Source organism: Arthrobacter sp. P1_C12_2 (assembly GCF_056406415.1).
Window position 1 is genome coordinate 358,157 of record NZ_JBFUAF010000001.1, and the last position, 13,697, is coordinate 371,853.

Consider the following 13,697-nt stretch of genomic DNA (forward strand, 5'->3'; position numbering starts at 1 on the left):
GCTCAGGCCCCTTCCGTCCGGGCCCGCGGCGGCCAGAAGTCACCTGATACGCGTAACGGATCAAGGCCTGCCGGGGCGGTGAGTTCGGCCTGGATTTCATGGGCCAGCCGGTACGTCATGTCCTTGCGCCAGGCGGGCAGGCCGTGGAGGTCGTCGTGGTACAGCTCATCGGGGATGGCGGCATCCAGGGACTCGGAGAGGGCGTCGGCGAGCGCCGCCGCGGAGGACTTCAGGCGCAGCTGCACGGGGCGTTTGGTGGCTGCGGTGACGGTCAGGACCAGGGCGCCGCCGGCGTCGAGCCTGCCGATCAGCAGCACCGCGGACCTGCCCAGGTTGCTCAGCGACAGCCGGCGGAAGGCCACCCGGGCGGACAGCGCCGCCGCCGGCAGGCTCACGCTGCGCAGGAGCTCGCCGGGAGCGAGGCAGTTCGTCCCGTCGCCCGTGACGAACTCCAGCACGGGGAGCGTGCGGCGGGCGCCGCCGGGGCCCAGAATAGTGGCCGTGCCGTCGAGCGCCGCGCAGAGCGAGATCATGGGCCCGGCCGGCAGCGAGGTGCACAGGTTGCCTCCCACCGTGGACATGGTCCAGACCTTGAAGGAGGCCACAAAGGACTCGCAGCAGGGGCGGACGAGGTCCACGCCGGGCCAGTTCCCGGCCAGTCCCCGGGCGGCGTCCGAGTCGGGGAATGCATACAGGTGCGCGATGGTGCAGGTTGCCGCCAGCTCGATGCCTGCCGCCGAGACAGCCAGGGGTGCCCAGTCCGTGGAGCCGAGGTCCAGGAGACGCCGGAGCGGTTCCGGTCCGGAGGCGGGGCTCCCGGCGGAGAAAAGCACGGTGCCCCCCGCGAGCCAGGCGTCGCCGTCGCGCCACTGCGCCGGATCCGCGGTGCGGACCACGGCCTCGATGGTGTTCATGTCCATGGGGCCTCCTGAGGTTCCGGCATGCCGGCGCTGCTGTCGTGACGGTTACTGTCGTGATGACTGCTGTCGTAATGACTTGCGGCGTAATGGTGAATGGGGCCGCTGGCATCCTTCAGGGACACGCCGCCCTGGGCCAGGCCGGCGGCCTTGCTCCGGCTGGCCACGAGTTCCGCCATGATGGACACCGCGACCTCTTCCGGTGTGACGGCCCCGAGGTCCAGGCCGATGGGTGAGTGCAGCCGGGCAAGGTCGGCGTCGGCCACACCGGCCTGCCTCAGGGCATCGATCCGCCCGCTGTGGCTGCGCCTGGACCCCATGGCGCCGATGTAGGCCACGTCCAGGCCTAGCGAGGCCTGCAGGAGCGGGACATCGAATTTGGGATCATGCGTGAGCACGCAAATGGCCGTCCGGGCGTCGGTGCGGCCGGCCCGGGCCTGCTCCGCCAGGTACCGGTGCGGCCAGGCTGTGGCCACCTCGTCCGCGGCGCTGAACCTGTCCTGCTGCGCGAACGCCGGGCGCGCATCGCACACCGTGACGTGGAAGCCCAGGAGTTTCGCGGCCGGCACGAGTGCCGCACCGAAGTCATTGGCGCCGAAGATCAGCAGGCGCGCCGCCGGTAGCCGGCTCTCCACCAGCAGGCTTACGGGTTCCGGCAGGCAGTCCCCCGCGGGCGCGAGCCGGACCAGCCCGGTGCGGCCTCCCCTCAGCAGCGGTTCCAGCTGGGCTGCCGCCGCCAGCAGCACGCGCCCGGCACCGGCGGAACCGCCCTCTCCCAGCAGCGCGGCGAGTTCGGCCGACTGCAGCACCTGGAAGGACGCCGGCTCAGGAACCACGACGGCGCCGCCCCCGCCGGCGTCCACCCTGCGGATCAGCGCCGCCCCGTCTGCCGGATGCCGCCCGGCCAGGCCGTGCAGGCTGTCCAGCCGCAGCCGTCCAGGCTCCGCACCGAGGGGTTCGATGTGGATTTCCAGCCCGCCGCCACAGGTCAGCCCGGCGGCAAACGCGTCCTCGGCGCTGTAGCCGAAGAACTCGCGGCGCGTCCCGCCGTCGCGCATTGCCTCAAGGGCCGCCTCCACAACGGCCCCTTCAACGCAGCCGCCGGACAGGCTGCCCAGCACCTCGCCGGCCTCGGAGACCAGCATGGACGTGCCCACGGGCCTCGGCACCGAGCCGGAAGTGCCTACCACGGTGGCCACCGCGCAGCGCTGCCCGGACGCGGCCGGCCGCCACGTGCCCAAGTGCGGGAGCAGATCCAACATGGCCGCAGTCCCCGGCGCTAATAGTCGGTCCTGGACTCGAGCGAGTTCCAGGCGTTGAAGGGATCCAGGGCCGCGGGGGCTTGCGGGTCTGTCAGTTCCAGCCTGCCCACCGGCATGAGCGCGTCGCGCTGATCGTTTTCGAAGTATTCGTAGAAGACGGCGTCATCGAACCCCGCGGACGCGGCATCGTGCCGGTCCGCGGCGAACACCACGCGTGACACGCGCGCCCACAGCGCGGACGCCAGGCACATGGGGCACGGCTCGCAGCTGCAGTAGAGCGTGGCTCCGCTGAGATCGAAGGTGCCAAGTTCGCTGCATGCCCGCCGGATGGCCGTGACCTCGGCGTGCGCAGTTGGATCGTTGGTGGCGGTGACGCGGTTGACGCCGTCGAACGCCTGCCCGTCCGCGGTGACCACCACAGCGCCGAACGGGCCGCCGCTGTTCAGGACGTTGGCCATGGCCAACTCGACGGATCTCGCCAGGAACTTCTGGGCCGTATCGGTTGCAGTCATGCCGCCACTCCCTACCTGCGGAAGCCGGTACACCGTGACGGGTACGCAAGGGCCGGATGGGACGGTGACCAGTCTTCAGCATTTGCCTTGAAGGTTGCGCCTGGTAGATAGCTTCCCGGGATCGGGCTGCCCGCCGTTGGCAAGATCGACAGTAGCACCGGGATGTCCGCCCGGCGCTCCTTATTTGGGGGAAGCCCAGTTTCGTTTTGTGAAATCTCTATTTCCGGGTCTTCACGCCAACTACCTACCGCCCAATGAAACGCCTACCGACCGAAGAGCGGCAGCGCGCGGAGCCATCGGGAAAGGCCGCGGTCCTTGCGCTCACAGTCGGCCGGAATGTAGAAGTCCGGGTCTGTAGCGCCGAAGTCCGTGGCGCCGAACGGCAGGTACAGCTCCTGGCCGGGCGCCGGAAATTCTACGGCGCTGTCCTTCTCCTGTATGTCCATGGACTCCTCCTCGTTCATTGTGTGGCCGCTGCTTCGCGCCGGGTCGAATCACGCCAGCGCAGTTCCACAATTTGGAAATAGTTTATTGCTATATGGAAAAAAGTAGGGGTCGCCGGAGCCGGCGGTCAAGGCCCGCGGCAGTCCCGGTCGCAATCCGTTTTTTCGAAAAGTGATGTACACCACGCCGGGGCCGGGCTACGCTTAATCCCAACTCGTGGCGCAGGTCACGTAACCTGGGAGCAGCAGGCAGGGTCGTAATGAGCTGGCATCAACTGATGTCGGCTCTTTTTTGTGGGCCGACGGAATAAGAAACGCGCGGGAAACAAGCGCTTAATTTCTATGTGGGACTTTGGTGCCACATACCTGAAGTTGGGAATCAGACCATGAGCAACAAGATCGTCCTCGGCCACAACCAGTACGGAAAAGCCGAAGTCCGGGTCGTCAAGATCACCAGGGACACCGACCGCCATGAGATCGAAGACCTGAACGTCACCTCGCAGCTGCGCGGCGACTTCGCAGCGGCCCACCTCGAAGGCGACAACAGCCATGTGGTGGCCACGGACACCCAAAAGAACACCATCTATGCCTTCGCCCGGGACGGCATCGGTTCCCCGGAAGCCTTCCTGCTGCGGCTGGGCAAGCACTTTACCTCGAACTTCGACTGGGTCACCGGCGGCCGCTGGGCGGCCGAGTCCTACAAATGGGACCGGATCCAGGCCCACGGGGCCGGGCATGACCACTCTTTCGTCCGCAGCGGCCAGGAAGTCCGCACCGCGGTCCTCGTCCGCGACGGCGGTACCGAGCACCTCATCGCCGGGCTCAAGGACCTCACCGTGCTGAAGTCGACCCAGTCCGGGTTCAGCGGCTTCCCGCGGGACAAGTACACCACCCTCCCGGAAACGTCCGACCGCATCCTCGCCACGGACGTATCGGCCCGCTGGCGCTTCAGGACCGGCACCGATTTCGGCACCTTCGACTTCAACAAGAGCTACGAGGACGTCAAGAGCCTGCTGCTGGAGGGGTTCAGCGAAAACTACTCCCACGCCCTGCAGCAGACCCTCTTCGACATGGGCGCCAAGGTCCTGGAAGCGCACACCGAGATCGACGAGATCAAGTTCTCCATGCCCAACAAGCACCACTTCCTCGTTGACCTCTCACCCTTTGGCCTCGACAACCCCAACGAGGTCTTCTTTGCCGCCGACCGCCCCTACGGCCTGATCGAGGCCACCGTCCAGCGTGAGGACGCCAGCCCCGCAGAGATCGCCTGGGCCGGGATCGCCGGCTTCTGCTAGGACTCCAGAGCCGGCCGGCCCGGGCCTCCGGCGCCGGCACTCCAGTACCCGTTAGCCAGACATTGTTAGCCGGACGACGACGTCCGCCATGAACCAAGAAGGTCTGCCATGAACGCACGCAAAAAATTGACCGCCCGACTGCCACGCACCGGACGCACCGGAGGCTCCGGCGGCATTCCCCGCCCCGAGGACCAACGGCTCTCCGTCGGAAGCAGCTTCGCCTACGGCTTCCAGCACGTCCTGACCATGTACGGCGGCATCATCGCCGTCCCCCTGATCGTGGGCCAGGCCGCCGGCCTGGCACCGGCCGACGTCGGGGTCCTGATCGCCGCGGCCCTCTTCATGGGCGGCCTGGCAACGCTGCTCCAGACCCTGGGCGTGCCGTTCTTCGGCTCCCAGCTCCCCCTGGTCCAGGGCGTCTCCTTCGCCAGCGTGGCGACCATGGTCGCCATCGTCACCGGCGGAGGCGGCCTCCCGGCCGTCTTCGGCGCCGTCATTGCCTCTGCAGCCATCGGGCTGCTGATCGCCCCGGTGTTCTCCAAGATTGTCCGGTTCTTCCCGCCGGTGGTCACCGGCACAGTCATCACCACCATCGGCCTCACGCTGATGCCCGTGGCGGCCAACTGGGCCATGGGCGGGAACAAGAAGGCCGAGGACTACGGGAGCGTGGCCAACATCGGGCTGGCGGCCATTACCCTGGCCCTCGTGCTCCTGCTGAGCAAGGTCGGCAGCGCCACCATTTCCCGCCTGTCCATTCTGCTGGCCATGGTGGCCGGAACCGGGGTCGCCGTCGTGACCGGCATGGCGGACTTCTCAAAGGTCGGTGACGGCCCGATCGTCGCCTTCCCCGCACCGTTCCACCTCGGCGCACCCACCTTCGAGGCTGCCGCCATCATCTCCATGCTGATCGTGGTCCTGGTGATCCTGACCGAGACCATGGCCGACATCCTGGCCGTCGGCGAAATCGTGGGCACCCGGGTCGATTCGAAGCGGATCGCCGCGGGCCTGCGGGCCGATATGGTTTCCAGCCTCGTGGCGCCGGTCTTCGGCTCCTTCACGCAGAGCGCGTTCGCCCAGAACGTTGGCCTTGTCGCGGTCACCAAGATCAAGAGCCGCTATGTGGTGGCGGCCGGCGGCGTCATCCTCGTGCTGCTGGGCCTGCTGCCGGTGCTCGGCCGCGTGGTCGCGGCGGTCCCCACAGCCGTCCTGGGCGGTGCGGGGATCGTGCTTTTCGGCACGGTGGCCGCGAGCGGCATCCGCACCCTGGCCAAGGTGGAGTACCGGAACAACATGAACCTGATCATTGTCGCCACCTCGATCGGCTTCGGCATGATCCCGATCGCCGCCCCCACGTTCTACGACAAGTTCCCCAGCTGGTTCGGCACGATTTTCCACTCCGGCATCAGCTCCGCGGCGGTCATGGCCATCGCGCTGAACCTCCTCTTCAACCACCTGAAGACGGGCAACTCGGAGAACCAGTCGGTCTTCGTGGCCGGCACGGGCCGGGTCATCCGCGAGGAAGACCTTCAGTGCCTGGCCGAGGGCGACCGCTACGAGAACGGCAAACTGATCGACTGCGACGGCAAGGAAGTCCCGGTGGAGTCCGCCGCGACGTCCGAACACTAGCCGCCTGCGTCACCACCGGCATGAGCGTTGCGGCCCCTCCCCGTGAAGGAAAAGGGGCCGCAACCTTGCCTGGCAGGCTGCGGCATGAGCGCCGGAGGTCAGCTCTTGTTGAGGTCCTGGGAGATCGCCAGGGCTGCCTCGCGCAGCAACGGCACCGCCCGGTCCGCGAAGGTCTCGTCCACCCGGGAAACGGGCCCGGAGACGGAAATCGCCGCGGGGGTCGGCGCATTGGGGATGGCAATCGCGAAGCAGCGGACGCCGAGCTCCTGCTCTTCCTCATCGATCGAATAGCCACGGCTGCGGATCAGCTTCAAGTCGGCGAACAGGGACTCGACGTCGCCGATACTCTTCGGAGTGGGGGTGGGCATGCCCTTTCGGGTCACGATGCCACGCACTGTCTCATCATCCAGCTGGGCAAGGATCGCCTTGCCCATGCCGGTGGCATGCATGTAACCGCGTCGGCCCACTTCGGTGATCATCCGCATGGAGTGCAGGGACGGGACCTGGGCCACGTACATCACCATGTCAGAGTCCAGCACAGCCATGTTGGCGGTTTCCCCGAGCCGTTCCACGAGGGACTGGAGCTGCGGCCGGGCGAGCGCCCCCAGCTGTTTGTTCGCCGCCTCGCCCAGACGGATCAGGCGCGGGCCCAGGGCATAGCGGCGGTTCGGCAGCTGCCGAATGTAGCCCAGGGTGACGAGGGTGCGCAGCAGCCGGTGGATGGTGGGAAGCGGCAGATCGGTGGACGACGAGAGTTCACTGAGTGTGACGTCGCCGCCGGCATCAGTAATCAGTTCCAGAAGCTCGAAAACGCGTTCAACGGACTGCACGCCTCCGGGGGCTTTTTCCGCCATAACTTTGCTCTCCTGAGGGGTTGCTTACGACAAATTTTATCCACATCGTGAAAAAGGTGCCTAGTAGACCCAAGATACAGTACCGCCAGCCCGCCGTCGACGGTCCCTTAGGGGCTTGTAATTCCACAAAGTAGATAATAATATCCATCATACGAAATAAATGAATGCAGCGAGAGCCCGTCCGCGGGCCGACTAGGAGGAAATTCAATGGCGAATCCCAGCCCCGGAAATTCGATCACCCTGCGCGTGGAGGCGCCGTCCAGCTTCACCGCCACCAGCGAACTGGCCGCCGCCGTCGGTGCTGCCGGCGCCGCGATCACTGCCCTGGACGTCACCGAGTCCCACCACGAGACCCTGGTTGTCGACGTCACCTGCAACACCACGGACGACGACCACGCCGCACGCGTCAAGGACGCGCTCAACGCGCTCGACGGCGTCACGGTCCGGAACGTCTCGGACCGCACCTTCCTGATGCACCTCGGCGGCAAGCTGGAGGTTGTCCCGAAGGTCGCCCTGCGCAACCGCGACGACCTCTCCCGGGCCTACACCCCCGGCGTCGCCCGCGTCTGCCTGGCGATCGCGGAAAACCCCGAGGCCGCCCGGAACCTGACCATCAAACGCAACACCATCGCCGTCGTGACCGACGGCTCCGCTGTCCTGGGCCTCGGCAACATCGGCCCGGCCGCGGCGCTGCCGGTCATGGAAGGCAAGGCCGCGCTCTTCAAGCAGTTCGCCAACGTCGACGCGTGGCCGGTCTGCCTGGACACCCAGGACACGGAGGAAATCATCCGGATCGTCAAGGCACTCGCCCCGGTCTACGGCGGCGTCAACCTCGAGGACATCGCCGCGCCGCGCTGCTTCGAGATCGAAACCCGGCTCCGCGAGGAACTGGACATCCCGGTGTTCCATGACGACCAGCACGGGACCGCAATCGTCACGCTGGCAGCCCTGACCAACGCCCTGCGCGTCGTGGACAAGAAACTCGCCGAGGTCCGGATTGTCGTTTCCGGCGTCGGCGCCGCCGGTTCCGCCATCATCCAGCTGCTCAAGGCGCAGGGGGCACGCAACATCATCGCCGCTGGCCGCTCTGGAGCGATCCACTTCGGCGAACAGTACAACGACGAGCACCGTACCTGGATTGCCGAGAACACCAATGAACAAGGCTTCTCCGGCACCCTGCACGAAGCGCTCAAGGGGGCCGACGTCTTCATCGGCGTCAGCGCACCGCACGTGATCGGCGAAGAACAGGTGGCATCCATGGCCAAGGACGCTATTGTGTTCGCCATGGCCAACCCCACGCCGGAAATCGACCCGGTGGTCGCATCACGGCACGCCGCTGTGGTGGCGACCGGCCGCAGCGATTTCCCCAACCAGATCAACAACGTCCTGGCCTTCCCAGGGTTCTTCCGCGGGCTGCTGGACGCGGGGGCGGCGGACATCACCCCCGAGATGCTCGTGGCTGCCGCCGCGGCGATCGCCAACCGGGTCGCCGACGATGAACTCAATGCCAGCTACATCATTCCCAGCGTCTTCGACCCCCACGTTGCTGCCGACGTCGCCGCCGCAGTTGCCGCGGCCGCCCATGCGACGGTCCCGGCCGCCGCGCTGACCCACGCCTGATTCGCCGCCTGATTCACCGACCAGGAAGGACCACAATGGCCCTCACCATTTCAGCCCCCCGCCCCATTGACCGTGCGGAGGAGATCCTTACCCCCGAGGCGCTGGCCTTCATTGAGCAACTGCACCAGCGTTTCGCCGCCACCCGCGGGGATCTGCTCAAGGCCCGCGCGGTCAAACGCGACGAGGTGGCCCGCACCGGCCGGCTCGATTTCCTGCCGGAAACCCGCGATATCCGTGAGGGCGACTGGACAGTGGCCCCAGCCCCCACAGCTCTGCAGGACCGCCGGGTGGAAATGACGGGCCCGGCCGCACCGGCCAAGATGGCGATCAATGCCCTGAACTCCGGGGCCAAGGTCTGGCTCGCGGACCTCGAGGACGCCAGCACCCCCACGTGGTCCAACGTGATCGAATCGATCCTCAACCTCCGCGACGCCGCGGCGGGCACCCTGGCCTACACCTCCCCCGAGGGGAAGGAATATACGCTCCGGACCGATGCCCCGCTGGCTGTCGTGGTCGCCCGTCCACGCGGCTGGCACATGGGCGAGCGCCATCTGCTAATCGACGGCGAACACACCGTGGGCGCCCTGGTGGACTTCGGCCTGCACTTCTTCCACACCGCCAGGCAACTGCTGGCGAACGGCCATGGTCCGTACTATTACCTGCCCAAGATGGAGAGCCACCTCGAGGCCCGCCTCTGGAACGAGGTCTTCGTCTTCGCCCAGGACTACCTCGGCATTCCGCAAAGGACCATCCGCGCGACCGTCCTGATCGAGACTATCCCCGCAGCGTTCGAAATGGACGAGATCCTCTACGAACTCCGCGACCACGCCTCAGGCCTGAACGCGGGCCGCTGGGACTACCTGTTCAGCATCATCAAGTACTTCCGCGACGCCGGCTCGCGCTTTGTGCTGCCGGACCGCGCCACCGTGGCCATGACCGCGCCGTTCATGCGTGCCTACACCGAACTGCTGGTCAAGACCTGCCACCACCGCGGCGCCTTCGCCATGGGCGGCATGGCGGCGGTCATTCCCAACCGCCGCGAACCGGAGGTGACGGCCCAGGCGTTCGAGAAAGTGCGCGCCGACAAGACCCGTGAGGCGAACGACGGCTTTGACGGTTCCTGGGTGGCCCACCCGGACCTGGTGCCGGTCTGCCGGGACGTCTTCGACGCCGTTCTGGGCGAGCGGCCGAACCAGCTGGACAGGCAGCGCCCGGAAGTCTCGGTCACCGCGGACCAGCTCCTTGACGTCGCCTCCGCCCATGGCACGGTCACCGAGGCAGGCATGCGCCTGAACCTCTACGTCGCCGTCGCCTACACGGCGGTGTGGATTTCGGGCAACGGCGCGGTCGCCATCCACAACCTGATGGAGGACGCCGCGACGGCGGAAATCTCGCGGTCCCAGGTCTGGCAGCAGATCCGCAACCACTCGGTGCTGGCCGACACCGGCCGGACCGTCACCCGTGAGCTGGTGTCCGGGATCCTGGCCGAGGAAACCGAGAAGCTCCGCGGCGAGGTGGGCGAGGACGCCTTCGCGAAGCACTACCTGCCCGCCAGCAAGCTCATCGGCGACATTTGTCTCTCCGAGGACTACACGGACTTCCTCACCACGCCGGCGTACGAGCTGGTGGGCTGAGGCATGGCAGCCACCTCCGCCAGTGCCCGGCCGCATCCACGGAGCCATCCCCCGAGCCACGGTTCGGTAACTCCGGCCCTCTCCGGGGCCGACCTCGCCCGGATCGATGCCCAGCTCGCCGACACCGACCGGCTGCTGGAGCGCAGCTACCCGGGCGACGACGGCTCCCGCCAGCCGGTGCACACCGTCTACGTCCCGGCCGACCGCTTCAGCCCGGAGTTCACCGCCGACTGGGGCGCCCAGGCCCTGGCCGCGGCCGATGCCCACGGCGGAGTCGAAAACCTGTGCGCGCTGCTCGGCCAGGAAACCGAACTGGCCGCCGCCGTCGCACCGCGGGTCCGGGCCAAGCTCTCACGCGAGCCGATCGAGGACCTCCGCCTGGACTTTGAGGACGGGTTCGGGGACCGGGGCGACGATGCCGAGGACGCCGCCGCTGTCGCCGCGGCATCCGCCGTGGCCGCCGCCGTCGCCGCCGGTACCGCGCCGCCGTTCATCGGGATCCGCTTCAAGTGCTTCGAGGCCGCCACCCGCGCCCGGGGCCTGCGGACCCTGGATCTCTTCGTGTCGCAGCTGGCCGCGGCCGGCGAACTCCCGAACGGGCTCATCCTCACCCTGCCCAAGGTCACCACGGTGGCGCAGGTGGAGGCCATGGCCTTCGCCGTGTCCCGGCTCGAGGAAGTCCACTCGCTCCCCGCGGGCCGGCTCCGCTTTGAGGTGCAGGTGGAAACGCCGCAGCTCATCCTGGGTCCGGACGGAACCTCGCCGGTGGCCCGCCTGCCGCACGCGGTGCCCGGCCGGATTAGCGGGCTGCACTACGGCACCTACGACTACTCGGCATCGCTGCAGATCTCCGCCGAATACCAGTCCATGGAGCATCCCGTGGCGGACTTTGCCAAGGAAGTCATGCAGCTTGCCGTGGCCGGCACCGGGATCCGGCTCTCCGACGGTTCCACCAACATCATCCCGGTGGGCGAGAACGTGGAGCAGGCCTGGCAGCTCCACGGTCGGCTGGTCCGCCGGTCGCTGGAACGCGGCTACTACCAGGGCTGGGACCTCCACCCGGCCCAGCTGCCCAGCCGGTTCGCCGCGACCTACGCCTTCTACCGGCAAGGGCTCCCCGCCGCTGCTGCCCGGCTCCGCAATTACGTGGAACAAACCGCCGGCGGCGTCATGGATGAACCCGCCACCGCACGCGCCCTGGCGGCCTTCGTGCTGCGCGGCGTCCAGTGCGGCGCCGTCGGTGCCGAAGAAGTCCTGGCGCTTGCCGGCGTCGGGCTCCCCCAACTCACCGTGCTGGCCCACCCGCGGCTGGCCAACACCTCCACCCCCTCAGCAGAAGGAGCACACCCATGAGCAACTATTTCTACCCCGAGGGCGGGCTTCCGCCGCAGACCCAGATCCTCTCCGACCGGGCCGTGGTCAAGGAGGCCTACACCGTCATTCCGAAGGGCGTGCTCCGGGACATCGTGACGAGCAAGCTGCCCGGCTGGACCAACACCCGCTCCTGGATCCTTGCCCGGCCCATCGCCGGTTTTGCCACGACGTTCTCGCAGCTGATCGTCGAGGTGGGACCGGGCGGAGGCTCGGAGAAACCCGAGCCGGAGGCCGGCGTCGAAGGTGTCATCTTCCTGACCAAGGGCGCCCTGGCGCTGACCCTCGATGGGGAAATCCACAAACTGGGAGAGGGCGGCTACGCCTACCTCGCCGCGGGGGCCCAATGGTCCGTGGCGAACGAGTCCGGGCAGATCGCCAGCTTCCAGTGGATCCGGAAGGCCTACGAGCCCCTGGAAGGCTTCACGGCGAAATCCTTTGTGACCCGCGACCAGGACGTCGAACCGCGGGCCATGCCCGACACCGACGGGGCTTGGGCCACCACGCGCTTTGTGGACCCGGAGGACCTCGCCCACGACATGCACGTCAACATCGTCACCCTCAAGCCCGGGGCCTCCATCCCCTTCGCGGAAACCCACGTCATGGAACACGGGCTCTTCGTCCTGGAAGGCAAAGCCGTCTACCGGCTCAATGACGACTGGGTGGAGGTGGAGGCCGGCGACTTCATGTGGCTGCGTGCCTTCTGCCCCCAGGCCTGCTATGCCGGCGGTCCGGGCAACTTCCGGTACCTGCTGTACAAGGACGTCAACCGCCAGATCCGCCTGACCTAAGACCGATCCACCACGAAGGAGTCCGCCTCGTCTGACGGGGCGGACTCCTTCGTGGTTCCGGAGCTGTTCCGGTGCAGGGTGCCCTGCCGGCGCCGGGAACCCTTGTGGCTTGGGCGTTGCTTGCTAGCCTGAGGCTGTGAGGTACGAATCCCTGTGGATCGGAATGCTCCTTGGCGCGGCCCTCGGCTTCGCCATCGGAGCCGCCACCGTTGACATGCCTTTCACGGGCATGTTAATCGGCCTCGGGGTCGGCGCACTCGTGGGCCTGGGGGTCCGGAAGGACCCTACGAAGCGGTAGAGATGGCCTTCGCCGGGATCAGTACGGTCCCGACGACGAGGAAGTGCCCGGGCACCAAAGATGTGCCGCCGCGTGAGCACCCCGCAGCCCAACACCCTTTTTCTTTGACGCTCCACCCCCTTGACTCCCCGGCCCAACTTTCCCTACACTTTTCATAAAGCAGAATCTTAATTCCACAAAGCGGAAACAAAGCGGAAAACGTGCAAAAGGATCTGCAAGGCAAAGACGCCCGGGATCCAGCTCCCGCCCACACCGGAAGGAACCCACAATGACGTACACCGTGAACTGCTCCATCCTCCTGACGGAGCTCCCCCTCTTGGAACGCCCTGCCGCGGCGAAGGCCGCCGGTTTTGACGCCGTCGAATTCTGGTGGCCCTTCGAGACCTCCGCCCCCACCGACGCCCAGGTCACCCGGTTTGAGAACGCCATCACCGACGCCGGCGTGCAGCTCACGGGCCTGAACTTCAACGCGGGCGACATGCCGGGCGGTGACCGCGGCCTGGTCTCCTGGCCGGCACGTTCCACCGAATTTCAGGACAACATCGACGTCGTCGCCGGCATCGGTGAGCGCCTCGGCTGCAAGGCCTTCAACGCCCTCTACGGCAACCGCATTGACGGCGAATCCGCTGAGCGCCAGGACGCCGTCGGCGCCGAAAACCTCGCGACGGCGGCCGCCGGCGTCGCCAGCATCGGCGGCACGGTCCTTCTGGAACCCGTCAGTGGCGCACCCCGCTACCCGCTGCTCAAGGCCCAGCACGCCCTCGACGTCATCGCCCGGGTCCGGGAAGAGTCCGGTGCCGGGAACATCAAGCTCCTCGCCGACTTCTACCACCTGGCCGCGAACGGAGACGACGTCGCCGCCGTCATCGAAAAGCACGCCAAAGACTTCGGCCACATCCAGATCGCCGACAACCCCGGCCGCGGGGCTCCCGGAACCGGGCAGCTTCCCCTCGGCGAATGGATCGCCCGCAGCCGCGAACTCGGCTACGAGGGCTACATCGGGCTCGAGTACAAGGAACCGGCGGCGACCGCGTTCAGCTGGGCCATCCGCCAGCGCGTCTCGCACTAATCCCC

At 67.3% G+C, this 13,697-nt stretch carries 13 protein-coding genes; 8 read left to right on the forward strand and 5 right to left on the reverse strand.

Going from position 1 to position 13,697, the window contains the following annotated elements; genetic code table 11:
* Window positions 1–2: 2 nt before the first annotated feature.
* The 4 genes from AC1DZQ_RS01700 to AC1DZQ_RS01715 all read right to left on the reverse strand — a co-directional run bounded on the left by AC1DZQ_RS01700 (window position 3) and on the right by AC1DZQ_RS01715 (window position 3,137).
* Window positions 3–920 (reverse strand): FAD binding domain-containing protein, encoded by a 918-nt coding sequence (locus AC1DZQ_RS01700; protein ID WP_476961842.1) that lies wholly within the window; start codon window positions 918–920, stop codon window positions 3–5.
* A complete protein-coding gene (locus AC1DZQ_RS01705) occupies window positions 911–2,179 on the reverse strand; it encodes an XdhC family protein (protein ID WP_476961843.1) in 1,269 nt (422 codons plus the stop codon). Before AC1DZQ_RS01705 ends, AC1DZQ_RS01700 begins: the two co-directional genes overlap by 10 nt.
* A gap of 17 nt (window positions 2,180–2,196) precedes the next feature.
* Entirely contained in the window at window positions 2,197–2,691 is a 495-nt protein-coding gene (locus AC1DZQ_RS01710; RefSeq protein WP_476961844.1) for a nucleoside deaminase, read from the reverse strand.
* A 263-nt stretch (window positions 2,692–2,954) separates the two neighbouring features.
* Window positions 2,955–3,137, reverse strand: coding sequence for a hypothetical protein (locus AC1DZQ_RS01715; protein ID WP_476961845.1), 183 nt, complete (start codon window positions 3,135–3,137; stop codon window positions 2,955–2,957).
* A gap of 383 nt (window positions 3,138–3,520) precedes the next feature.
* Between AC1DZQ_RS01715 and pucL the strand changes: the two genes are divergently transcribed.
* Window positions 3,521–4,429: a factor-independent urate hydroxylase gene (pucL, locus tag AC1DZQ_RS01720; protein WP_476961846.1), complete on the forward strand. Its 909-nt coding sequence runs from the start codon at window positions 3,521–3,523 to the stop codon at window positions 4,427–4,429.
* A gap of 108 nt (window positions 4,430–4,537) precedes the next feature.
* Window positions 4,538–6,055 (forward strand): nucleobase:cation symporter-2 family protein, encoded by a 1,518-nt coding sequence (locus AC1DZQ_RS01725; RefSeq protein WP_476961847.1) that lies wholly within the window; start codon window positions 4,538–4,540, stop codon window positions 6,053–6,055.
* 98 nt (window positions 6,056–6,153) lie between these two features.
* Here AC1DZQ_RS01725 and AC1DZQ_RS01730 read toward each other — a convergent pair whose 3' ends face one another.
* Window positions 6,154–6,909: an IclR family transcriptional regulator gene (locus AC1DZQ_RS01730; protein ID WP_476961848.1), complete on the reverse strand. Its 756-nt coding sequence runs from the start codon at window positions 6,907–6,909 to the stop codon at window positions 6,154–6,156.
* 207 nt (window positions 6,910–7,116) lie between these two features.
* Between AC1DZQ_RS01730 and AC1DZQ_RS01735 the strand changes: the two genes are divergently transcribed.
* The 6 genes from AC1DZQ_RS01735 to AC1DZQ_RS01760 all read left to right on the forward strand — a co-directional run bounded on the left by AC1DZQ_RS01735 (window position 7,117) and on the right by AC1DZQ_RS01760 (window position 13,692).
* A complete protein-coding gene (locus AC1DZQ_RS01735; RefSeq protein WP_476961849.1) occupies window positions 7,117–8,529 on the forward strand; it encodes an NAD-dependent malic enzyme in 1,413 nt (470 codons plus the stop codon).
* Window positions 8,530–8,564: 35 nt separating this feature from the next.
* Window positions 8,565–10,163: a malate synthase A gene (gene aceB, locus AC1DZQ_RS01740; protein ID WP_476961850.1), complete on the forward strand. Its 1,599-nt coding sequence runs from the start codon at window positions 8,565–8,567 to the stop codon at window positions 10,161–10,163.
* A gap of 3 nt (window positions 10,164–10,166) precedes the next feature.
* Window positions 10,167–11,516 (forward strand): DUF6986 family protein, encoded by a 1,350-nt coding sequence (locus AC1DZQ_RS01745; RefSeq protein ID WP_476961851.1) that lies wholly within the window; start codon window positions 10,167–10,169, stop codon window positions 11,514–11,516.
* A complete protein-coding gene (locus AC1DZQ_RS01750) occupies window positions 11,513–12,325 on the forward strand; it encodes a bifunctional allantoicase/(S)-ureidoglycine aminohydrolase (RefSeq protein WP_476961852.1) in 813 nt (270 codons plus the stop codon). The genes AC1DZQ_RS01745 and AC1DZQ_RS01750 overlap by 4 nt, the downstream gene beginning before the upstream one ends.
* Window positions 12,326–12,461: 136 nt before the next feature.
* Entirely contained in the window at window positions 12,462–12,623 is a 162-nt protein-coding gene (locus AC1DZQ_RS01755; protein ID WP_476961853.1) for a hypothetical protein, read from the forward strand.
* Between the two features lie 268 nt (window positions 12,624–12,891).
* The gene (locus AC1DZQ_RS01760) at window positions 12,892–13,692 is read left to right on the forward strand and encodes a hydroxypyruvate isomerase family protein (RefSeq protein ID WP_476961854.1); all 801 of its coding nucleotides are present in this window, start codon (window positions 12,892–12,894) and stop codon (window positions 13,690–13,692) included.
* Window positions 13,693–13,697 lie beyond the last annotated feature (5 nt).